Consider the following 21,867-nt stretch of genomic DNA (forward strand, 5'->3'; position numbering starts at 1 on the left):
TTAAGAAGCTATTTAAACCGTACAAAGCGAAGGCAGACGGTTGGAGCCAAGAATAATTCGTCAAAAAAGAGAGGAGAAATAGCACCAAAAATACAATGGCAATTCCATACAATAGCACTATTTTCCCCCCTCTGAATATTTTTAAGTTAAGTTATGATAATCATTATAAACAATTTGCTTTTTAACTTCACGAATTTTTGCAACTTCTTTAATGGCGTCTTTCGCTTGAATCCCTTTGGTGGTCATCATTAATTCCACGTGTTCTTTATAAGGTAAATTCGATACCGCTTCGTCTATGGCTGTTTTCACAGAGCCACCTTCGATTAAGAGGACGCATTCCCCTTTAAGTTCACGGTCTTTAAGATGTTCACTCACTTCCGCTGCACTCGCGCGAATGTATTCTTCATAACGTTTTGTTAGTTCACGCGCGATGACAACCTGCGTGTCTTCTCCTAAATGCGTCACAACTTGCGATACAGCTTGTTTAATCCGGTAAGGTGATTCATAAAAAATCGCCGTCTCATCTCTTTGCCCGACAATTTCTAAAGCCGCTTTTTGATCTGCCTTCCCTCGTGGGAAAAAGCCATAATAAGTAAACTGTTCACTTGGTAAACCTGAAGCAACTAGGGCAGTTAAAGCCGCATTCGCTCCTGGTAACGCCACAACTGTCAAATCCTCTTCCAGACAAGCTTGAACTAGAGGTTGCCCAGGATCATTAATTAAAGGCATTCCGGCATCACTGACTAAGGCAATTGTCTTACCTTCATGTAATTCATTAACCCAAGCTGTGACTTCATGACTGCGTGAATGTTCATGAAAACTACGTAAATTCGCTTGAATATCAAAATGATTTAATAACTTAATCGTATTTCGTGTATCTTCAGCTAGGACAATATCAGCCTCTTTTAAGATATTGACGGCCCTAAACGTCATATCTTCCAAATTACCAATCGGTGTTGGCACTAAATATAATATTCCTGCGTCTTGTTGTTGGAAACTATGTTGTTGCACACTGATCCTACTCCTCTATTGGCTCTTCGTCTTTATTATCGGTAAATTTATTTACAAAGACAAGTTGTCGGCTTCTAACATCTGCTTGTCCATGCTCTTTTAAGTATTTTTCCTTTTGGGGGCGGGTTAATCGTTTAAATTTTGCTTCAGCACTCATTGCTAACGACTTGCTCTCCCAACGTTCCGCATAGATCATGCGAACCGGAAGTCGTTTGCGAACACGGGTATATTTCGCTCCCTTACCCGCATTATGGGTAGCCAAGCGGTTAGCTAAGTCAACGGTATAACCTCCGTATAGCGTGCCGTCTTGACAGAATAAGACGTAGAAATAATATGCCTGTTTACTCGCCATTATACATCGCCATCAATATCGGTGTATATTCATTGTTATCTTCATGAACTACAATTACCGGTTCAATCTTCACACCGCGACGTCCTCCGCGATATATCGCTTCAATTAAGACACCATTCGCATTCAAGTCCTTCTTCGGATGAATAAACTGAATACGGTGAATACTGAAATGGTGATTTAGCAATGTTTCGATTAAATCATCTAAACGACTCGGGCGGTGAACGATAAATAATTTACCTTTTTCTCGCATAATTTGACTTGCCTTTTTGACCCATTGTTCCATCGTCAGCATCAATTCATGACGCGCTAAAGCATGACTTGTCAAACGGTGGGTCGCATTACTACTTTCTGCTAGAAAGTACGGTGGATTACAACTAATAATGTCATATAATTGCCCTTGTGTATGTTTAAGATCATTAATATCTCCTTGAACAAAGGTAATTTGGTCCTCTTTACCATTCCACTTCGCACTGCGTCTTGCCATATCTACTAAAGGTTCCTGCAGTTCAATACCGTTTAATGGTGCCTCTGTTCGATGGGACAGAAGTAGCGGGATGACCCCATTGCCACTACAAAAATCCAAGTATTTAAATTTATTTCCTTTAGGTAATTTAATGAAGTTTGCTAGCAATAAAGCATCCACTGATAAAGTAAAATACTCTGTACTTTGAATAATACCTAACTTTCCACCTAAAAATGAATCAACTCGTTCAGTTGAATGAACGAGTTGAGATTTATTTTGAACATCCATGAACAAGCCTCCTCAAAAATGTATGTTATGAACGATTTCCTAAGCGTTCTAGAATTTCCTGACAGAACAGACATTGCTCATTAGAAGAACGACGTGATCCGAAAAACTCATGACACACATGAATCCCTTCGTTATAAAAGCCTAGAAGACTCTCGCGCCCACTACTTGTCTGACTATCCTCTTCCCCTTCAGTCACGTCTTCTTGAGCGTCTGTTTGAAATTTAATTAACAGACTTTTCAAATCATTGTTACTCATACGTAGTTTATTGTTTTCCTCAACTAAGTTGTCAATGACTTCTCTCAGCTGTGCCACTGTATCACTTAACTGAAGCAAATGTGTCTCTGCTTCATCAAACATTTCTAAGTAATTATTTTTGTCTCTCATTGTTTGGCACACCCTCTCTTCTTCGTATATATTATTGACTTGCTAAGATAGCAAGGCGTTCCGTAGCTAACTGAGGCGCAACATTTGCCTGTAATCGTTGTTTCGTCTCAAGAATCAAATCGTTTAATTCTAAAATATGTGCTAGCGACGGTTGTTTCGTTTTAATCACTTCGTTAATAAAATAAGCTTGGGTTAAATTCTCTACTTCGGTATTTGACAATATTCTCAACATACTATGATTTAAGATTAATAAATAATCCATACCGTCTAAAGCCTGTTGAACACTCAAGGAGTTTTTTAGTTGGGTTTGAACTAAGATCACTGCATGAAGATTCCGATGAGCCAGTGTTGAATAAAAATAATTCAACGATTTAAACCAATTCGTTACGTCTGCTTCTTCATAATCGCTCACAAGTCTTTGGGCAGTTTCCGAAGACATCTTTGCGAAAATACGGGCATGCGCCTCGGATACCCCAGTTTCAATATAGTAAGCTACTCGATCACTTACATTCGCTCTTGGAAAGTGAACTCCTTGAACACGGGATTGAATCGTTGGCAGCAGATTACTTTTGTCTTGAGTATAAAGAACTAAGTAAACTCCTTCAACAGGTTCTTCTAAAAAGGTCAGTAAGGCATTCGCACTCGAAGGGTTCATTGTTTCAGCACTTTCAATGATTGCTAACTTGAAGTTACTTTCAATCGGACTGGTTGATAACCATTCTTTCAGTTCACGAATTTGATTCACTCGAATGGATTGCCCGTCCGGTTGAATTGAAACGACGTCAGCTAATTGATGATCTTGTGCCTTTTGACAATGTTCACATACGCCACAAGGTTGACCTACCTCATCCTTATTCAAACAACCTAATGCTTTAATCAGTTCGGTTGAGACATGCTCTTTACTTTCATAATCATCACCCGTAAATACATAGCCATGCACGAGTCGGTTTTGGTGAATTAATTCATAAAAATAATGACTTAATTGCCCCATATAGACACCTCTAGACTAGAATCGGTAGAAACTATCAATTGGTAATACGAATACAATCGCTCCACCTACTTCAACTTTCATCGGAAATGACGTTGCGACGTCTAAGTTCATATCTAAGTTCGCTGGGTAAGCAACGACTTGATCTCTTTGCTCTGAACAATCGCGAATAATATCTAAGACTTTATCAACGTTATCGTCTTCCACTCCAACTAAAAAGGTCGTATTTCCGTGTTTTAAAAATCCACCTGTACTACTTAATTTAGTAGCGGAAATATTGGCCTCACGAAACGCATTTCCTAATACAGCTTCATCCTGGTCTTGTACAATTGCAATGACTAATTTCATGATGATCCTCCTCTTAATCTATAAGTTCCTTGTCTTTTAATATTGCGATACATTCTTGTGCAACCTCTTCAACACTTTGGCTGCCGTTCACTAATATAATTCGTTCATTCTCTTTTTCAAAATTCAAGAAAGCTTCTCGCACCATTTGGTGGAAATCAATACTCTCTTGATCTAAGCGGTCAAATTGACGTTGGCCTTGGGCTTTATAAATACGCTCCAAACCAACTTCTGCTGAGACATCAATGAGCAATGTTAAATCAGGCATATGGTCTTCAATCCCAAATTTGTTAATCGCCCAAATATCTTCAACTGGAATGCCTCGCGCAATGCCTTGATATGCAATAGAGCTATCTACAAATCGGTCTGTAATAACGATTTGGCCTTTTTCTAAGGCTGGTAAAATCGTCTCTATTAAATGTTGTCGACGACTCGCAGCGAATAGTAAAGCCTCTGTTCTTGCATCCATAGCGGTATTATCTACATCCAGAATCACTTCTCGGATACGTTCCGCAATGGGGCTCCCACCAGGTTCTCTCGTTGTTAATACATCGTACCCAGATGCCTCTAACATTTCTTTTAGTGCTCTTACTACACTTGTCTTACCTGAGCCATCAGGTCCTTCAAGTGAGATAAATTTTCCTTTAGTCATCTCTACACTCCAACTCATTTATAACTCACGCCTACCTTCAATGGCTCTAAATAAAGTCATTTCATCTGCGTATTCAATATCACTACCTACAGATAAGCCGTGGGCCAGACGTGTTACTTTAATCCCGGCAGGTTTGATTAAGCGTGATAAGTACATCGCCGTCGCTTCACCTTCAGCGGTAGCATTGGTCGCTATAATCACTTCTTTAATTGTCTCATCCTCAAGTCGTTTAATTAAACTTGGGATATTTAAATCCTCTGGCCCTGTTCCTTCCATCGGTGACAAAACGCCACCTAACACATGGTACAGGCCACGGAATTCTTGCATTCGTTCCATTGACATGACATCTCTAGTATCTTCTACAACAAGCACTTGGCTACGGTCACGACTTTCATCCGTACATACAATACATGGATCAGAGTCTGTAATATTTCCACAAATACTGCAATGCGTTAAGTCACGCTTTGCGTTAATTAAGTTTTGTGCAAATTCCAAAACATCTGCTTCGTTCATATCAAGCACATAGAAAGCATGTCTTGCGGCTGACTTTGCTCCAATCCCTGGTAATTTCGTAAAGGAATTAATCAACTTCGCAATCGGCGCTGGATATTGCATACAGTCTCCTACTTTCTACTAAAACGGTAAGTTTAATCCTTGAGTGAATTTCCCTAAACGTTGTTCAGTTGCTTTATCAACTTGTGCTAAAGCATCGTTCACAGTCACAATGACTAAGTCTTGTAACATATCGATATCTTCTGGATCCACTAAATCTTCTTTGATTTCTAATTCAACGATACGTTTTGCTCCAGTTACTTTAACTGTTACTAATTTATTGTTATCAGATGCTTCAAAAATTGACGTTTCAATCGCTTTTTGTTCTTTCTCCATATCTTTTTGCATCTTTTGCATTTTTTGCATCATACCTTGCATGTTTCCCATTTTCATAAATATATCTCCTTTTTGTGCTTTCTGGGCGAGCAATATTTTACTTAAATATTCGCTCACTCAGCCTCTCACTTTTAATTTTGTTCATTATATATACTAATATAATGTTTATCTCACTTATGTTAGTGCGGTAGAGCCAATGATTTCATCCGCTCGTCAAACGATTCATCTTATCTTTCTTTTTATGCATCATTCTGTCATTTTTGCACAAACAAAATAAGCTTAAATGCTTAGCTCTATTATAACATAATCTGATATTTTTCGGACTACCAACGGCATTTTTCATATAATAATCTATAAAGGCTTCCCTTATTCCTAGATTAACAATATTATTGCTATAATTTTCAAAATACTATACTAAAAAAACCATTTAGCTTATTTCTTGTCAGATATTGACAAGGCCTAAACTAAACGGGTTTTATTTAAAGGATTTTATTTAAAACGGTCAAAGATCGGCTTTATTGGCCAATATAGTAACGGGACTAGAATAGCTGTGACAACGCCAGTAAATAAAGAAGCTGGCAGTGCTGAAATCGCGCTAGCCACTGCGCCACCAAGGATTGAACCTAACATCAATTGTTGGATGATATATTTGAAAAATATCACCACAATCTTAGTCACTGCTCCGACAATACCTAGTGTGATAATGTTTCGCATTCGGTTATCGTAATGAAACACGTAACGAAAGATGCATTCTACCACTAATAGAACGATAAAGTTCTCAATTAAGGTGAAAAGTACGACTGGTAAATAACCGGACGTAATATCAAAAATCGCTAAGCCAAGTAAAGCGGCGATGGTTCCCTTTTTAAAGCCCATAAACAATATAGCTAATATCACTAAGGCGTTCCCTGGATGGACAAACGTATTGCTAATTGCTGATGGCATTGGGATTCGAATCATATAAATTGCCAAGACAATTAAGGCAGCATACGTAGCCATCTGAGTTAAATCTCGTGTATTAATCTTTTCATTATTCATATTCAATACCTGCTCTCATATCTTTAACGATCATAGTAAATATTTACATTCTCTTCACCGAATAATTCGATGGCTTTGGACACAATCTCAGGGGGACCTTCCTCTTCTTCAGGTTCATTATTATCTAATTCCATAGCTCGATGACTGGGTGAGCCTTCTTGCGAGAAGATGTCATCAATACTTCTCGTCGAATTCGGCAAAGACGCTTCAAGTGAATCCATCGAATGATTTGATTCTTGGAGCTCTTTTGCTGGAGCTTCCGCACTCTCTTCTCTAACACGCGTTTCTTGTGTCTTTTCAGACACTTCTTGAGTAGATGTTGCTTGCTCGTCAACGACTTCCTCTGTATCAGTTTGGTTATCTGGCACTTCACTTTCAGCTATTGTCTCGACTTCGACGGTTTCTTCTGCGTTGTCAGTTTCATCTTCTTCAATTGGAATCGGTGCGCCGTTATTTTTCTTACGTAACATCGCATAGTTCTTACGGACATCCGCCCATTCACTTGCTAAGATGAGTATGATTTTCATTGACATGCCAGTTTTTTGCTCGACAGTTTCTTCAATGAACTTCATTAGTTCATGGCCGTGTTGAACGTCTCCAGCATAGGCTGGATTCGGGAAGCTAATTAAAGCACTGCCTTCACCGGCTGCTAAAGGTTCTGTTTCAAAGAATTTTGCTCGTTGTTGAGGTGACAATTCATCTAAGACCGCTGGCCAATGCTCTTTCATCAAACGAATATGTTGATGTGTCGCGGTATTCAATACACGGTATACATGATTTAATCTCAATTTATAGCGCGCTTGTTGGCGAGCGGGTCGTTTACGTGGGACTTTCGGTGCTTCTTCGGCCACTGGCTTCGCATCATTAGTTAGTTCCCCGTTACCTTCTTGATTAATCGGTTGGACACCTTGATTAGTCGGCTGGTTCTCTAAGTAAGCACGAATTAATTTATCCTGACTTTGCACTTGTTGGGACAAGGCCGCAAGTTTTTCTTCCAACTGACGCACTGTATCCATTAAAGCGCCATTAACTGCTTCATTGGGTGCGCTAGCAGTATTAGCTTGTTGCCTACCGCTCACCAATTGTTTTTTATCCGTTTGGGCTAATTGAATCGTCATCACTTCAATATATAAGTTTGGTGAGGTACTAAAACGCATTTTTCCTTGTGTTTCATTCAATGTATCAATGAGTACATAATAGAAATTTGCGGGGACTTCTTCACGTAAAGGTTGAATTTCTTGCTCGCTAAGGAGTGTTTGGTTTTGCTTAATATGTAAAGTTAGTAACATATCACGACTGAATAAGATTAATTCATCAATAAAGCGTGCCGCTTGTTTCCCTTTTTGTAGTTGGTCATTGACGATTTCTAAGGCCTCTTCAATATTTTGACGGAAAACCGTTTGAATATAGTTTAATAAAGCCATTTGGTTTAAGCTTCCTGACACCTCAAGTGCAGTTTCAACAGTCACTTCTTCCGTATTAAAAGAAATCGCTTGGTCAAGTAAACTTACGGTGTCACGCATTCCACCATTAGCTGAACGCGCAATGATTGCTAAAGCTTCTTCGTCATAGTCGATGTTGTCATGGTTAAGAATCTCTTCCATTCTTCCAATTAACTCTTGATCTGTATAAAGTTGGAAGTCAAATCGTTGCGTACGCGACAGGATTGTAGCTGGAATCTTATGAGCTTCGGTCGTCGCTAGGATAAATACCACTTGCTCAGGCGGCTCTTCCAATGTCTTCAACAGAGCATTAAAGGCTGCTGTCGTAAGCATATGAACCTCATCAATAATATATACTTTATAACGAGCTTGGCTAGCTGCATAGCGAACGTTCTCACGTAATTCACGGATTTCATCTACCCCATTATTTGACGCGGCATCAATTTCAACCACATCACCTAACTGACCTTCGGTAATTAAGCGACACATGTCACAGTTATTACATGGGTTTCCATCCGTTTGGTTCGGACAGTTAATCGCTTTTGCTAGAATCTTAGCAGCACTGGTCTTACCTGTTCCACGCGGTCCAGTGAATAAATAAGCGTGACTAATATGATTCGATTTGATGGCATTTTTTAGTGTTTCTTTAATAATGGGTTGTCCAACCATCTCGTCAAATGTTTGCGGGCGCCAAACCCGGTAAAGTGCTTGATAACTCATTTATTTTCCCCTTCCACATGTTCATAGTCTACTCATTATAAACAAAAATCCCCTTCATGACTATGAAATAAAATATATTTCACAGTCATAAGGGAAGTCATCTCTTGCTAATATAATCTTACCATATTACAACGCGGTCTTCTGGTGCAAAATACATTTTGTCGCCTTCTTTAACATCAAATGTTTCATAAAACTCATCCATATTACGCACTTGGATGTTCGCACGTAATTCTGCTGGCGAGTGAACATCAATCGAAAGAAGTAGTTGTTGGTACTCAGGACGGGCTTTCAAGCTCCAAATACGCGCCCAGTTCATAAAGAATTCTGCTAAGTTCGCATCATCTTCTTGTTTTGTTGCTTCTAGCGCTGCAGTTAAGCCACCGCCATCGGCGATATTTTCTGAGACAGTCAATTTACCGTTTACTTTTCCACCCGCAAATTCAATGCCATCCCATTGCTTAATCATCGCTTGCGCTCTTTGATCAAAGGCTTCCAGATCTGCTTCTGTCCACCAATTATTCATATTTCCTTGTGCGTCAAATTTTGCTCCATTATTATCAAACGCATGCGACACCTCATGAGCAATCACTGCCCCAATTCCTCCGTAATTTTCACTACGAGATTGATTCACACTATAGAACGGCGCTTGTAAAATCGCAGCTGGGAAGCAAATTAAATTATAATTCGGATGGAAGTAAGCATTCACAGTTGCAGCACTCATACCCCATTCACTGCGGTCAACATCTTTGTTCCAACGAGCAAAATCACGTTCATTAAACTGACGAGTAAAGGTCGCAGTATTTGCATAAAAACTCGCATCTTCATCAACTTTTAACTGAGTGAAAATCGCTGGATATGTATCAGGGTATCCAACAAAAATATCCAACGCATCCAATTTCTTAATCGCTAGGTCAATCGTTTCCGGTGTCAGCCACGTATTTGCTTTCAAACGATTTTGATAGACTTGGATCATCGCTTCAACCATCTCGCGCACGTCTTGACGAGCTTTCTCTCCAAAGTATTTCTTACCGTAATAACCTCCAACTACTTGACTAAACGTATTAATTGCAAAATAATAAGCATGCTTTTCGGCACTTTGTGTCTTAGGACTTCCCGACAAAGCCAATTGATATAGACTTCCCGCTTGACGAATCTCTTCAGATAACATTGTAGTTTGGCTGTTGGCTAAATTCACAATCATCCACGCTCTGAGTAATTCAATCTGTTCATTATTAACAATGCCATGGAAAGCTTCAAAAAAATCTGGCTCAGAAACAATGGCTTTATCAATATCTTGACCGATAAGTTCTTTGAATAAAGCTAAGAAGTCAAAGTCTTGTGAGTAGTTTTTGATCTCCTCTGCTGTACGTGGGTTGTATGTAATCGTATAATCCGCTAATTCTTCCGAACTTTTCATATGTGGAATAAATAAAGCATCGAACTCAACTGCTTGTTCAACTAAGTTTGCAGCTTCAACTGACTCAAATCCCATTAATTCAAGAACCTTTTGACTCATATCTTTATACACCACTAACAAGCGCTCTCCCGCTTCATTACCTTCTTGGTAATATGTTGTATCTGGTAAAATCGTACCCGGCACAGATAAACCTAAGATGTATGTGGATGTATCTTTCATATCCGGCCCAATGCCTAATGAGAAAGGTAAAGGTAAGCTGTAACGTGCCCACTCTGGTGCAAGTGTCTGCAAGTCTTGAATAGATTCTAAAGCTTTTAACTTTTCTAGTAACGGTTGAACAGGTGTCTCCCCAAGCGCATTGCGTTTGTCGAAATCCATCGCTTGTTTGTAATACTTAAGCATTTCAACTTGTTCACCGTTTGTTAATTCAATTTCTCCAGCAACCATCTTTTCCAGATCAGTCATTAATAATTCCTCTACGCCATCACGCAGATTCATAAAGCCTCCGGTTGACGATTTGTCATCTGGAATTACAGCCGTTTCAAGCCATTCTCCGTTGACCGCTTGATATAAATCATCTTTAATGAGTTCTTTGTCTATTGCCATTCGTTTCACTCCTATTTGAATATTTAGTCTATTATAGCACTTTTATATTAAGCTAGAGTGAAGTGACGCTCACACTTGCTAATATTTTCCCATAAAACATGAGCCAAGACAATCGACAGAATGTCAGCATCTAACCTCATAAAATATCATTAAATTTCTAATTCTTTACGAAGATCAGAAGCCATCTTCTCGTATGCTTCTTCATCGAGGAATGTTTCACCTTGATTCATCGCAAAGCGTGTTCACCACTCAAATTCGCCTTCATATTTAGGTACAACATGGAAGTGAAGATGCGAACCACTGTCGCCGTAAACACCATAGTAAATTTTATCTGGTGGAAAAAGTTTATACATTGCTTTAGCAACTTTAGATATATCAGCAAAGTAGTTATTTCGCTCTTCGTCTGTAATATCGACCATTTCACTCACGTGATCTTTTTACGCAACAATGGTACGACCTGGGTGACTTTGCTCACGGAAAATAATAACCAATGACGTTTCCAGCTCACCTACAAGATAGCCAAACTCATCTAATCATTCACCTTTTTGACAATAACCGCAATTTGGATCCAAACCATGTAACATACCTCCATATTCTTATTCCACACTAGTATATTGAAGATTTAACAAACATCCTACTCTGAAGTAAAATATTTTGAAACTCAGTGCTTTATGCTAAATGTGAGGCATTCTTACCAGCAATGCGCCCGAACGTAAAGATATCCGATAATGCATTCCCACCAAGACGGTTTCCGGCATGAATTCCGCCCGCAACTTCACCGGTAGCATATAGACCCGGAATAATATCGCCGTCTTTAGTCAATACATGTGTATTTGAGTCGATTTTTAATCCACCCATTGTATGATGGACCGCAGGTTTTCTTGGTGTTGCATAGAATGGTGCTTTCTCAACTTTATATTCAAATGCTCCTTTATGAAACTCTGGATCTTCCCCGACATCTACATACGAATTATATTTATGAATTGTATCAACTAATACCGATGGCTCCATACCAATCATCTCAGCTAATTCTTCAAGTGTATCTGCTCGGAATAAAACGCCTTGCTCGACTTCTTTCTCAATCTTCTCATCATTGGTATTCATGGCAGTACCTTTGATGTTCTCATCTGCGATTAAGTAGAATAGTCCACCGTTATCGATTGCTGCTTTAGATAACTCATCTCGACTTCCATATTCGTTAACGAATCGTTTACCTTCTTGGTTCACCATAATAAAGTTTGCAGGAGGCACTTGTAGCCCTGAGAATAGCGCTCCAGTATTTGGATCGGTTGTTGGTAACATTTGAATATAACCCATATCAACTAAATCTGCGCCAACACTCTCACCTAAACGAATACCGTCACCCGTAATAGCAGGTGAATTCGATGTTTTAATATCATCCGCAATCTCAGCCCAATATGTATTATATTTTTGAAGCATCTTCGTGTTTGAACCAAATCCACCTGAAGCAAGAACGACTGAGTCTGCATGAACGATAACTTTGCGCTTGTTGGGTCCATTAGCAATTAAGCCGACAACTTTACCGTCTTCAACGATTAATTCTTCCACTGACGTATCTGTTATAATCTCTCCATCGTGAGCAAGTACGTATTTCTGAAGGGCATCAACATAAGCAAATCCTTCATTCTCTTTCGGTTTGTGACCTCTTCTCCAGTTCGCTCCCACTGGCATTTGGACATTCTCTTTATCGAATTCAACCCCGATATCTTCTAACCAGTGAACTGAGTCTAAGACATTATCCGTTAACGTCTTCACTAAATCATAGTTTCCGTAAGCTTCATTGCCTTCTAGGTCATGTCGTTTACCACCTAGATATGTTTGAATTCGATGCCATAAAGTTGAATCAAATAAAAATTCTTCTTTCCCATCAACTTGGTTGAAATAGTCTTGAATTTGTTCTTTAAGCATATTAAAGTCTTCACGGTATTCCTCGTGGATTTCTGCTTCATCCAGCTCAAGAATGCCTTTTAACGTTGTATCTTCACCGGCTAAAGCTGTCATCCCATTTTGCCAGACAGGGTTGGCCGCATTCATTGGTCCACCCGTTCTAACTGTGTTACCACCAATCGATGGGAATTTTTCAAGCAATGTTACTTTTTTGCTTTCTTGAAGTGTACTTGCGGCTGCACTTAATCCCGCTCCCCCACCACCAATAACAACCACGTCAGTTGTGATTTCAAGTGGTTCTTCTTGAGGTTGTTGCGTTACTCGACGACGTTTTCTCATAACTTCTGCATCTGCTCCAGCTAATTCAACCGCAGTAGCTACTCCATCAATAACCCCTTTACTTGTCACTGTTGCGCCAGAAATAACGTCAACGTTTAACGTTTGACCGTCTAGAATTTCTTCTGGAATACGTGTGAATACAACATCCGCAATTCCTGCTGACTCGCCTTCAGTATCAATTTCAATCGCTTCAATACGGTTCTTTGATAAGCGAACCACCATTGGTAAATCACCATTATGCCCAGGTGTTGTTACTGAGTATTCCCCTGGTATAAATTCGATTTCTTCAGGAATATTCAATAAGTTCGCCACATCAGTAAAGCGGACGAATTTTTTGAAGCAACTTTCTAAGAATTTAATGGTTCCTTCATCTTTTAATTGCTCGTTTTCATCAAAGACTTCATGCACACGTCCTAGTAGAAATTCACTTCCCGGCATTACTGTCGCATTCACACCTGGTGCGTCAAGGACTTGGCGTAAATGAAGTTGCGAACGTGACGATCCTTGAACATCATAAGATGCACCGACAATCATCACAGGTTTACCATCGAACGGGTGCACTTTGAAAGATAGCCATTCTAAAGTACTTTTTAACGCAGATGGAATCGAGTGATTATGTTCAGGTGTCGCAATAATGACCCCATCAGCTTCCATAATTTTTTGGTTTAACTCTTGAATCACTTCACTGTCTGTTTGATCATCTGATTGGTTAAACATTGGCACTTTATCAATTTCTAGTACTTCAATGTCAACATCAGTAAAATGTCCCTTCATATAATGAAGTAACATTCTGTTATAAGAAAACTCAGCGTTTGTTCCAACAATTCCAACAAATTTCATAATTAATTACCTCCTATATCTTAATTATTTCCAAGTAAATGACATTTGACTCTTTCTGATTTTAGACGATGATTCTAATAACTTATTTGTTATTTCAACAAACTCGACGAATTCTTCAAAAACTTCTTCTAATTCTTCAACTTTTGTTTGGTCTTTTAAATTACCTTCCTCATCAAAAGCTTGGCTAGAACGACCTAATAGGAATTCAGAACTCGGCATAATACGCGCTTTAAGTTCAGGCGCATCTAGAATCTGACGTAAATGTGCTTGCGCTCGTGACGACCCAAGTGAGCCTAGGGAAGCTCCTGTAATTAACACTGGTTTGTTTAATAAAGGCTGAGTTGTATATGAAAGCCACTCTAGTAAGCTTTTCAATGCAGCTGTAATCGTGTGATCATATTCTGGGGTACTAATAATAACGCCGTCTGCGGCGAGTATTTTATCTGATATTTCTTGAATGCCTTTTGGAGCAATTCTTTCTTTAGGTTCATTAAAAGCAGGGAAATCTTTAATTTCACAGAGTTCAATATCCGCTTGTGAATTAAAATGCTTTTGAATATATTGTAATAATTGGCGGTTTGTCGACTGATCTGAGTTTGTACCTACAATTCCTATCAATTTCATCTTTAAAATCCCTTTCTATTCATTGTGCATGTGGCAAAATGAGCATGATATTGTAAAAAATTTAGCTCATGAACTTCAATACTTTATACCTATATAATAAATATTAATGACCTATTTGTGAAATATTTATTTAGTTATGGTATCATAAGTAAAAAGCAATAAGAAAGAAGTGTAACATATGACTTTGAATAATTATCAAGATATCTTGCAATACATTGATGTGCTACTCAAACATAATTCATTCACTAAAGCAGCCAAAGATCTGTACATTTCTCAACCTTATCTCACTCAAATTATTAAGAAAATCGAAGATGACTTAGGCACCGAAATCATTAATAGAAAAAGCCCTCAGCTACAATTAACTGAAGCAGGAAAAGTGTATTATCAATATTTGGAAAATTCAGATGCCGAATTAAATCAATTGAAAAACACGTTAATTCAATACAATGAAGATTCTCCCATTTCTCTCAGTATTGGTGTCTTGTCTAGTCTCGCAACCTTTATCTTACCGATTACTTTACCAAAATTTGTTCAAGCACATCCCGAAGTCACGTTAACGATTCTAGAAGATTTACCAAGTAACAGTGAAGCGAAAGCAATGAATCAAGAGATTGATTTCTATATTGGTCAAAATCCAGAGACAGTCTCCCCTTCGTTGATAACACATCTTTGTGGAACCCATCGGTATTATGCTGTGATTCCACCTAGTTCGGATTTATATATCAGTGGCTCTGTTGAATTGAGCTCGAATACAATTGCGATTGATAAATTATTAAGCCAAGACTTGGTGCTAACATCAAGTGGATCTGCAATTCGCCGTCAAATTGACCGCCTTTTAAAACGCTATAGTATCACGCCTAACATTGTCTTAGAGTCCACAAATATTTATACTGTTTCAAAATTTGCAGAGCACGGTTCGGGCGTTGCTTTTATCCCAGAAAGTGCTTTGCCTACTTTACAGGAAGATTTAGAATATAATTTATATCCCATCTCCCTCGACTTAATGTCGGTTGATTTTTTTATCGCTTACTCTTCACGACTATACTTAACTGATTTACATCATGATTTCTTAAATAGATTCATTACGAACGTGCAGACGCATTTGATTGTATAAAAAAATCGTTAGATTCATCGATGAATCTAACGATTTTTTATAAGTTATTTTCTTTATATCTTTTTACAATAATCGGTGTCATGAGACTTGTAACGACCACGACTGTTAGTAGTTTTGCGGTCGCATTTAGGACATATTCCATAAGCACGGGTTTCATTGCCCCTATAACAGTGGGCGTTCTGACCGAGGCTCCAGCTGCTGACATCTTTGAAAGCGAGGCAACTCCATTATTTTTCAATACTTTTGTGTCAAGTGAGAGTTGGTATAGGTTAACTAAATAGTAATCCCACTAAACCGGACTGCGTAGCTTCAATTAAATTTTAACCTTGTCCAATATTCCATCCTAATAAAAGTAGTAAAGCTGCAACTCCTGTCCCGAAAATTTTACGGAACCCTTGTACGATATGTCCAAGTATTATTCCTAAAATCACTGGAATCAGCGTTGAAACGAGTAACATCCATTCACATCCATCAGCATACGATAAACTATAGATAAATACCGGCACTAATGGTATTCGGCAAACAAAGAGGTAATACCAAAGACTGTCTTGTCTTTCTCTTTTCCAAAATCATTAACTAAGGCTAAATAAACCGCAGGATTAATACTTCCAATCGCAACAATGAAGTGCGCAAGTAATAGCACACCATGATTTTTGATTACTTTCTTTAAAGCACCAAGCTTCATACCTGTCCCTGAAAAGAAGCTTATTGATCGACTTCAACATCTTATCATCCCCTATTTGATATTATTTAATTATGTTCAATATATACTATTGTTAAAGGATAATCTTGATATAGTCTAGTTTGAAAGGTCAAATGTGTTTTAGTAATAAAAAATAGAACGCTTGGATTTACAAGCGTTCTTTCATTTAAATAATTGCACAAAAAAAAGGCACATAGCTTCACCACTTATAGCTGCTACCTTCCGGTCCTGACTCATTCATGGTTCCACTATTGCCAACACTTATAATAGCATAAAAGACACTCGAATGCAAAATCTTTTTAGCATTAATTATCGATTTCTAATATTTCTTCCTGCACTAATTTACGAAGGACTGGAATAACCTCTTCTTCAAACCACGGATTAATCTTTAACCAGCGCTGATTCAAAGGCGATGGATGTACTAGTGGGAAGAACTCTGGCAAGTAATCTTCATAATGGCGAACAGTCTCTGTTAAATTTCGTTGACGTGTTTTTTTAAGATAATGCTTTTGTGAGTAATTTCCAATCAACAGAATTGTCTTCAGATTTGGTAACTCATCGATGATACGTGGATGCCATTTCGGTGCAAACTCTTTTCTAGGCGGAACATCCCCAGTCTTAGCCTTACCTGGATAATAAAAGTCCATAGGTAGCTGAGCAATTTTATTTGATTCATAGAACTGTTCACGAGTCAGTCCCATCCATTCCCGCAAACGGTCCCCACTGGGATCATTCCAGAATAATTGCGTTTCTTCCGCTTTACGTCCTGGTGCTTGGCCAATAATCGCCATTGTTGCTTCTTTCGGCGCTTTGAATAAAGGTGGTACCCCGCGTTCAGTATAGGCTCGATTCAATTCATCTTCCATGATTTCTTGATAGATCTTATCCATCATACTGTTTGTCATCCTTCCATTTAATTAACAAGTTGTCCACAATTTACTTTATGTTAAAAATACAGCCCCAAATCCTATCATTATAGGGTAATTTCTATTAAAATATGTGATTAATGCTTCAATTTATCAACAATTAGGTAGTTATCAACAGCTCAGTCTGTGCATAAGTCTGTTGATAAGTCATTTTTCTGTGCATAGTCGAGAGTTTTGAACAGATGTTCCCGTTTTTATGGGGGTTATGCACATCAATCTGTGGATAACTTTATTTTTTTCTTATTTTCACGTAATTCTCTAAAGAAATTGGTTAAAAGTTGTCCACATTCCTCAGCTAAAACTCCTTTAATCACTTGAGGTTGGTGATTAAACCGCTCGTCTTCCAATAGATTCATGAGTGTTCCACCACAACCAGCTTTTAGATCCACTGCTCCGTATACTACATTCTCTACCCGTGAATTGATAAGGGCTCCCGCGCACATTGGACAAGGTTCTAATGTGATATACATTGTTGTCCCTTCCAGTCGCCAGGCATCAAGCGCTTTATTCGCGGCCTGAATGGCCTTAATTTCTGCATGACCTGTAGCATCTAACTCCAACTCACGGACATTATGCCCTCTGGCAATAATTTCACCGTCTTTAACGATAATCGCGCCAATCGGGACTTCTGCCTTCTCTTTAGCCACTAGCGCTTCTTTTATCGCTTCTTCCATCCACTTTTCATGCTCTAATCGCACCGCTTCTTCCATTTCAATTGCCTCTAACATATTTCACCTCGTAATATTTATATCTTTTCATTCGTTATGCACAGCTTCAATTATTTTTCACACAAAAAACCGAGCAAACCACTTCACTCTTCAGTGTACATGATTCACTCGGATTTATTAACTCTTTTAGAGATTATTCAAAATACTCTTGAACACGGTCAGTCACGTCAGAAGACATGTCTTTTGCACGATCCATAATTGAAGAGAATGCATCAGATGCTTGGTCTTTAACGTTTCCAGCACCACTTGCTAACTTAACGATTGTATTTACTTCAGAATCACTTAAGTTATCAACAGCATTTACTAAACTATCTGAACCATTTAATTTATGTTTTACAAATAATTTAGCGCGCTCACGGTTCACAACACCTTCAACTCTATGACGCACGTCATCGTTGTAGTACATCATCGCTGCAATTCCGGCAACTGTTGCAGCTGAACCAAGTAATACTAAGCCAAGTGACACATTATTTCTTTTTTTACTCATTTAAAATTCCTCCTTTTATGCTATATAAATTTATAACATCTTCATATTCAATGATAAGTATATTATAGCATAAAACGCTATCACAACCTATTAAAGCGACTTGCTATAACGCAATGTTTTATATTATATTGCGGTAAGATACTATTAGAACACGTTATTGTAGTAAATTTAATTTTAAAATTGATAGTTGAAAATTTATTTAATATCGCTTACCCTTATCTAGCAAGATTTGCGCGAACAAAAGGCGAACAAAAAAATTTGATTCTTAGTTTACTCTGGATAAATACGATATATTGGGTTAGAATACAGTAGCAGCACAATATATAGTGCTAACGGAACATTTTCACAAAGGGGTAATATAAATATGACTCAAACAACACATCAACATGTGACATGGAACAAAGAACAATTAAATAAAGCTATCGAAGCATTTCCACAAATCTTCCCTATGACAAGCGATATGAATATTACGCACAGCGGGGTTTCAAGAATGGTTATGTTAGATCGTTACTCATTTAAAGATGCGGCTAAATCAACGTTAGCGGTTGGAGACCTCGTTATCTTAACGGTTAAAGCAGATCCTAAATACCCAGCGAGAGGGATTGGGATTGTGCAAGCCATTGATACGGCTAACAACGAAGTCCTTATTTGGATTGAAGAAGAATACCGTGGTTCATTAGAAGATGAAACTGAACAAAAGACCGGACTTGTCACTCGCAAAATCGAAACGATTGATAAACCGTTAGAAATTTATTATGAACAGATTGCAAAGCGTACTGCCAAAGGTCTTTCGGATGTTGAAACAGATACAGTTAAACGTGAAGAATTAAATGGTCAATACTATACACAATTGAAAGAAATGAATTTTGTTCCCGCGGGTCGTGTGCTTTACGGGGCAGGAACAAATACTGATGTAACTTACTTTAACTGTTATGTGATGCCTTTCATTCCAGATTCACGTGAAGGTATCTCAGATCACCGTAAAGAAGTGATGGAGATTATGAGCCGTGGTGGTGGTGTCGGAACGAACGGTTCAACACTACGCCCTAGAAACACTCTAGCTCGCGGGGTTAACGGTAAGTCATCTGGTTCAGTTTCTTGGTTAGATGACATCGCTCAACTAACACATCTTGTGGAACAAGGTGGTAGCCGTCGTGGTGCACAGATGATTATGTTAGCTGATTGGCATCCAGATATTATTGAATTTATTATCTCAAAAATGCAAAACCCACGCGTTCTACAATATTTAATCGAACAAACTGATGACGAACAGATTAAAACATTAGCAAAAGAAAAACTGAAGTTCACACCATTAAACCAAGCTGAAGTAACGATGTACGAAAATATCGTTCGTTACAAAACAATGCCAGGTTTAGGTGGCTTTTCAGAGCAAAACATTAAAGATGCTCAAGCTAAACTACGTGATGGCGGAACTTATAGCGTGAATAACCCAGAATTCTTAACAGGAGCGAATATTTCCGTGACTTTAACTGATGATTTTATGGAAGCTATTGACCAAGATGGGGACTGGACATTAAGATTCCCAGATGTTGAAAATTACACTGAAGCTGAAATGGTCGCTTATAATACTGAATGGCCAGACCACGGTGATGTGCGTGAATGGGCAGATAAAGGCTACGGCATCAAAAATTACCGTACAATCAAAGCCAAAGAGCTTTGGAAGTTAATTAATATTTGTGCAACATATTCAGCTGAACCCGGTATCTTCTTTATCGATAACGCGAATAATGATACAAATGCGAAAGCATACGGTCAAAAAGTTGTCGCGACAAACCCATGTGGTGAACAACCTTTAGCACCTTACTCGGTATGTAACTTAGCTGCAGTTAACTTAGCGAACATGGTCAACAAAGATACGCATACCGTAGATTTTGACCGATTAATTGAAACAGTGAAGACTGGTGTACGTATGCAAGATAACGTGATTGACGCGACGCCGTATTTCCTAGAAGAAAATAAAAAACAAGCACTGGGCGAACGTCGTATCGGTCTAGGTGTTATGGGCTTAGCTGACTTACTCATCTATACTGAACACGTTTATGGATCAGAAGAAGGAAACAAAATTGTTGATGAGGTATTCAAAACAATCGCAGTATCTGCTTACGAAGAATCGATTGCTTTAGCAAAAGAAAAAGGCAGTTTCCCATTTCTAATCGGCGAAAATGATGAAGAAACTCAAGTTCTTCGTCAAAAATTCGTTCAAACAGGCTACATGCAAAAAATGCCGGATCATATCCGTGAAGGTGTCTTAGAACACGGTATTCGTAATTCACACTTATTAACTGTTGCTCCAACTGGAAGTACAGGAACAATGGTTGGTGTAGCAACTGGATTAGAACCTTACTTTGCTTTCAAATACTTCCGTAGTGGACGACTTGGTAAATTTATCGAAGTGAATGCTGAAATTGTTCAAGAATATCTTGATGCACACCCAGAAGCAGACGCTGAAAATTTACCAGAGTTCTTCGTTGAAGCTATGTCACTTGCGCCAGAAGCACACGTTGATGTTCAAACAACGATCCAAAGATGGGTTGATAGTTCAATTTCTAAGACTGTAAACGCACCTAAAGGATACCAAGTCAGCCAAGTTCAAAGTATTTACGAACGCTTATACAAAGGTGGCGCTAAAGGTGGAACGGTCTATGTGGACGGGTCTCGTGACTCACAAGTATTAACACTTGCGGCTGAAGAGAATGAAGCAGAAAATATCGAATTATTCCCAATGGAAGAGGCGCGTATCGTTGATGACAGTAACGAATTAAGACAATTAGTTGACCTAGCTGAGTCAGAGCACGTTAAAACACAAGGGCATACAGATGACGTTGTCTTTGGTTCAGATATCGGAGATACTTGCCCAATTTGTCGTAGTGGAATCGTTCAAGATATTGGTGGATGTAATACATGTACTAACTGTAACGCTCAATTACGCTGCGGTTTATAATAAGGAGTATACTTATGCAAATTTACACACGGACAGGTGATCACGGTACCACTCGCATCATCGGTGGAAAGTCTGTTCATAAAGATAGCCAACAAGTCGAGGCTTACGGAACGGTGGATGAATTAAACAGTATTATCGGGATGATTGTTGCTTTAGAAGAAACGCCTAGTGATATGAAAGAAGAGCTCATGCGCATTCAACACTATTTATTCGACTGCGGCAATGACTTAGCAACACCCGAAAAACATGATAAGTATCCATATCGTACGAATGCAGACCTGGTAACTTGGTTAGAAAGCCGCATCGACGAGTATGCACCGATACCTCCAACAGTTGAATCATTTATTCTACCAGGTGGAACACAACTCGCTGCTCAACTTCACTTTGCACGCACCGTTACAAGACGCGCCGAGCGTCGGATTGTTAGCTTGCAACAAGAACAGACGATTAATCAGCACGTATTAAAGTTTATTAACCGTCTATCTGATTACTTCTTTGCCCTAGCACGTGTGGCTAATAGCCAAGCTGGTGTCGAAGACGTCTTGTATGAACGAAGCGGACGTGTCTTCCATACTGAATTGACAAAAAAAGATATACCAAAATAATTTCAAAAGAGCCATCAGAAAAATTTCTGATGGCTC

General features: G+C 38.7%; 23 protein-coding genes, 1 other RNA gene and 1 pseudogene. 3 read left to right on the plus strand and 22 right to left on the minus strand.

What is annotated here, in order from left to right:
- Positions 1–141: 141 nt before the first annotated feature.
- The 15 genes from rsmI to ACEN31_RS00745 all read right to left on the minus strand — a co-directional run bounded on the left by rsmI (position 142) and on the right by ACEN31_RS00745 (position 14,306).
- Complete coding sequence (gene rsmI / locus ACEN31_RS00675; RefSeq protein ID WP_407090322.1) at positions 142–1,011, minus strand: 16S rRNA (cytidine(1402)-2'-O)-methyltransferase; 870 nt, start codon at positions 1,009–1,011, stop codon at positions 142–144.
- Between the two features lie 7 nt (positions 1,012–1,018).
- Positions 1,019–1,363, minus strand: a complete 345-nt coding sequence (locus tag ACEN31_RS00680) for a GIY-YIG nuclease family protein (protein WP_407108304.1) — start codon at positions 1,361–1,363, stop codon at positions 1,019–1,021.
- Positions 1,353–2,114 carry a tRNA1(Val) (adenine(37)-N6)-methyltransferase gene (locus tag ACEN31_RS00685; protein ID WP_407108305.1) on the minus strand — a complete coding sequence of 254 codons (762 nt, stop codon included), beginning with the start codon at positions 2,112–2,114 and terminating at the stop codon, positions 1,353–1,355. Before ACEN31_RS00685 ends, ACEN31_RS00680 begins: the two co-directional genes overlap by 11 nt.
- Before the next feature lie 25 nt (positions 2,115–2,139).
- On the minus strand, positions 2,140–2,499 hold the full coding sequence (locus tag ACEN31_RS00690; protein WP_338486702.1) for an initiation control protein YabA: 360 nt from the start codon (positions 2,497–2,499) through the stop codon (positions 2,140–2,142).
- A 31-nt stretch (positions 2,500–2,530) separates the two neighbouring features.
- Entirely contained in the window at positions 2,531–3,490 is a 960-nt protein-coding gene (locus ACEN31_RS00695; protein WP_407108306.1) for a hypothetical protein, read from the minus strand.
- Positions 3,491–3,505: 15 nt separating this feature from the next.
- Complete coding sequence (locus ACEN31_RS00700; RefSeq protein ID WP_338486704.1) at positions 3,506–3,835, minus strand: cyclic-di-AMP receptor; 330 nt, start codon at positions 3,833–3,835, stop codon at positions 3,506–3,508.
- 13 nt (positions 3,836–3,848) lie between these two features.
- Complete coding sequence (gene tmk, locus ACEN31_RS00705; protein ID WP_407094754.1) at positions 3,849–4,484, minus strand: dTMP kinase; 636 nt, start codon at positions 4,482–4,484, stop codon at positions 3,849–3,851.
- A gap of 18 nt (positions 4,485–4,502) precedes the next feature.
- Positions 4,503–5,099 (minus strand): recombination mediator RecR, encoded by a 597-nt coding sequence (recR, locus tag ACEN31_RS00710; RefSeq protein WP_138403897.1) that lies wholly within the window; start codon positions 5,097–5,099, stop codon positions 4,503–4,505.
- 18 nt (positions 5,100–5,117) lie between these two features.
- Positions 5,118–5,423 (minus strand): YbaB/EbfC family nucleoid-associated protein, encoded by a 306-nt coding sequence (locus ACEN31_RS00715; protein WP_407090331.1) that lies wholly within the window; start codon positions 5,421–5,423, stop codon positions 5,118–5,120.
- A gap of 438 nt (positions 5,424–5,861) precedes the next feature.
- Positions 5,862–6,410: an ECF transporter S component gene (locus tag ACEN31_RS00720; RefSeq protein WP_407108307.1), complete on the minus strand. Its 549-nt coding sequence runs from the start codon at positions 6,408–6,410 to the stop codon at positions 5,862–5,864.
- A 23-nt stretch (positions 6,411–6,433) separates the two neighbouring features.
- A complete protein-coding gene (dnaX, locus tag ACEN31_RS00725; RefSeq protein WP_407108308.1) occupies positions 6,434–8,572 on the minus strand; it encodes a DNA polymerase III subunit gamma/tau in 2,139 nt (712 codons plus the stop codon).
- A gap of 118 nt (positions 8,573–8,690) precedes the next feature.
- Positions 8,691–10,595 (minus strand): M13 family metallopeptidase, encoded by a 1,905-nt coding sequence (locus ACEN31_RS00730; protein WP_407094757.1) that lies wholly within the window; start codon positions 10,593–10,595, stop codon positions 8,691–8,693.
- Positions 10,596–10,837: 242 nt separating this feature from the next.
- The gene (locus ACEN31_RS00735; protein WP_328590763.1) at positions 10,838–11,023 is read right to left on the minus strand and encodes an HIT domain-containing protein; all 186 of its coding nucleotides are present in this window, start codon (positions 11,021–11,023) and stop codon (positions 10,838–10,840) included.
- Between the two features lie 241 nt (positions 11,024–11,264).
- Positions 11,265–13,682, minus strand: coding sequence for a flavocytochrome c (locus ACEN31_RS00740; RefSeq protein ID WP_138403901.1), 2,418 nt, complete (start codon positions 13,680–13,682; stop codon positions 11,265–11,267).
- A 24-nt stretch (positions 13,683–13,706) separates the two neighbouring features.
- Entirely contained in the window at positions 13,707–14,306 is a 600-nt protein-coding gene (locus tag ACEN31_RS00745) for an NADPH-dependent FMN reductase (RefSeq protein ID WP_407093573.1), read from the minus strand.
- 178 nt (positions 14,307–14,484) lie between these two features.
- Here ACEN31_RS00745 and ACEN31_RS00750 point away from each other — a divergent pair, with 178 nt between their 5' ends.
- Positions 14,485–15,420 carry a LysR family transcriptional regulator gene (locus ACEN31_RS00750; RefSeq protein WP_138403903.1) on the plus strand — a complete coding sequence of 312 codons (936 nt, stop codon included), beginning with the start codon at positions 14,485–14,487 and terminating at the stop codon, positions 15,418–15,420.
- Positions 15,421–15,457: 37 nt separating this feature from the next.
- On the opposite strand, the pseudogene ACEN31_RS00755 reads toward ACEN31_RS00750, so the two are convergent.
- The 7 genes and pseudogenes from ACEN31_RS00755 to ACEN31_RS00785 all read right to left on the minus strand — a co-directional run.
- Positions 15,458–15,670 (minus strand): annotated as a pseudogene (locus ACEN31_RS00755) (2-keto-3-deoxygluconate permease); the annotation flags it as partial.
- Positions 15,671–15,740: 70 nt separating this feature from the next.
- Positions 15,741–15,926 (minus strand): 2-keto-3-deoxygluconate permease, encoded by a 186-nt coding sequence (locus tag ACEN31_RS00760; protein WP_268951492.1) that lies wholly within the window; start codon positions 15,924–15,926, stop codon positions 15,741–15,743.
- Complete coding sequence (locus ACEN31_RS00765) at positions 15,926–16,105, minus strand: hypothetical protein (protein ID WP_138403906.1); 180 nt, start codon at positions 16,103–16,105, stop codon at positions 15,926–15,928. Before ACEN31_RS00765 ends, ACEN31_RS00760 begins: the two co-directional genes overlap by 1 nt.
- A 188-nt stretch (positions 16,106–16,293) precedes the next feature.
- Positions 16,294–16,387: signal recognition particle sRNA small type (gene ffs, locus ACEN31_RS00770), an RNA gene on the minus strand.
- A 41-nt stretch (positions 16,388–16,428) separates the two neighbouring features.
- On the minus strand, positions 16,429–17,013 hold the full coding sequence (locus ACEN31_RS00775) for a uracil-DNA glycosylase family protein (RefSeq protein WP_407090614.1): 585 nt from the start codon (positions 17,011–17,013) through the stop codon (positions 16,429–16,431).
- Positions 17,014–17,261: 248 nt separating this feature from the next.
- Positions 17,262–17,777 carry a tRNA adenosine(34) deaminase TadA gene (tadA, locus tag ACEN31_RS00780; RefSeq protein WP_171031393.1) on the minus strand — a complete coding sequence of 172 codons (516 nt, stop codon included), beginning with the start codon at positions 17,775–17,777 and terminating at the stop codon, positions 17,262–17,264.
- 133 nt (positions 17,778–17,910) lie between these two features.
- Positions 17,911–18,264 carry a hypothetical protein gene (locus ACEN31_RS00785; RefSeq protein ID WP_138405535.1) on the minus strand — a complete coding sequence of 118 codons (354 nt, stop codon included), beginning with the start codon at positions 18,262–18,264 and terminating at the stop codon, positions 17,911–17,913.
- A 364-nt stretch (positions 18,265–18,628) separates the two neighbouring features.
- Here ACEN31_RS00785 and ACEN31_RS00790 point away from each other — a divergent pair, with 364 nt between their 5' ends.
- A complete protein-coding gene (locus tag ACEN31_RS00790) occupies positions 18,629–21,226 on the plus strand; it encodes a vitamin B12-dependent ribonucleotide reductase (protein WP_407108309.1) in 2,598 nt (865 codons plus the stop codon).
- A 14-nt stretch (positions 21,227–21,240) separates the two neighbouring features.
- Positions 21,241–21,831: a cob(I)yrinic acid a,c-diamide adenosyltransferase gene (locus tag ACEN31_RS00795; RefSeq protein ID WP_407093571.1), complete on the plus strand. Its 591-nt coding sequence runs from the start codon at positions 21,241–21,243 to the stop codon at positions 21,829–21,831.
- The last annotated feature ends 36 nt before the right edge of the window (positions 21,832–21,867 follow it).

The sequence above is a fragment of the Ruoffia sp. FAM 26255 genome (genome assembly GCF_045528525.1).
Lineage (GTDB): Bacteria > Bacillota > Bacilli > Lactobacillales > Aerococcaceae > Ruoffia > Ruoffia tabacinasalis.

Bases quoted from the DNA above. Each gene is read 5' to 3' on its own strand.
- ACEN31_RS00720 (WP_407108307.1), bottom strand. From the start codon at position 6,410: ATGAATAATGAAAAGATTAATACACGAGATTTAACTCAGATGGCTACG.
- ACEN31_RS00745 (WP_407093573.1), bottom strand. From the start codon at position 14,306: ATGAAATTGATAGGAATTGTAGGTACAAACTCAGATCAGTCGACAAAC.
- ACEN31_RS00730 (WP_407094757.1), bottom strand. From the start codon at position 10,595: ATGGCAATAGACAAAGAACTCATTAAAGATGATTTATATCAAGCGGTC.
- ACEN31_RS00750 (WP_138403903.1), top strand. From the start codon at position 14,485: ATGACTTTGAATAATTATCAAGATATCTTGCAATACATTGATGTGCTA.
- ACEN31_RS00775 (WP_407090614.1), bottom strand. From the start codon at position 17,013: ATGGATAAGATCTATCAAGAAATCATGGAAGATGAATTGAATCGAGCC.
- ACEN31_RS00785 (WP_138405535.1), bottom strand. From the start codon at position 18,264: ATGAGTAAAAAAAGAAATAATGTGTCACTTGGCTTAGTATTACTTGGT.
- ACEN31_RS00765 (WP_138403906.1), bottom strand. From the start codon at position 16,105: ATGAAGCTTGGTGCTTTAAAGAAAGTAATCAAAAATCATGGTGTGCTA.
- dnaX (WP_407108308.1), bottom strand. From the start codon at position 8,572: ATGAGTTATCAAGCACTTTACCGGGTTTGGCGCCCGCAAACATTTGAC.
- ACEN31_RS00700 (WP_338486704.1), bottom strand. From the start codon at position 3,835: ATGAAATTAGTCATTGCAATTGTACAAGACCAGGATGAAGCTGTATTA.
- tadA (WP_171031393.1), bottom strand. From the start codon at position 17,777: ATGTTAGAGGCAATTGAAATGGAAGAAGCGGTGCGATTAGAGCATGAA.
- tmk (WP_407094754.1), bottom strand. From the start codon at position 4,484: ATGACTAAAGGAAAATTTATCTCACTTGAAGGACCTGATGGCTCAGGT.
- recR (WP_138403897.1), bottom strand. From the start codon at position 5,099: ATGCAATATCCAGCGCCGATTGCGAAGTTGATTAATTCCTTTACGAAA.
- ACEN31_RS00790 (WP_407108309.1), top strand. From the start codon at position 18,629: ATGACTCAAACAACACATCAACATGTGACATGGAACAAAGAACAATTA.
- ACEN31_RS00715 (WP_407090331.1), bottom strand. From the start codon at position 5,423: ATGGGAAACATGCAAGGTATGATGCAAAAAATGCAAAAGATGCAAAAA.
- ACEN31_RS00685 (WP_407108305.1), bottom strand. From the start codon at position 2,114: ATGGATGTTCAAAATAAATCTCAACTCGTTCATTCAACTGAACGAGTT.
- ACEN31_RS00690 (WP_338486702.1), bottom strand. From the start codon at position 2,499: ATGAGAGACAAAAATAATTACTTAGAAATGTTTGATGAAGCAGAGACA.
- ACEN31_RS00740 (WP_138403901.1), bottom strand. From the start codon at position 13,682: ATGAAATTTGTTGGAATTGTTGGAACAAACGCTGAGTTTTCTTATAAC.
- ACEN31_RS00695 (WP_407108306.1), bottom strand. From the start codon at position 3,490: ATGGGGCAATTAAGTCATTATTTTTATGAATTAATTCACCAAAACCGA.
- ACEN31_RS00795 (WP_407093571.1), top strand. From the start codon at position 21,241: ATGCAAATTTACACACGGACAGGTGATCACGGTACCACTCGCATCATC.
- ACEN31_RS00680 (WP_407108304.1), bottom strand. From the start codon at position 1,363: ATGGCGAGTAAACAGGCATATTATTTCTACGTCTTATTCTGTCAAGAC.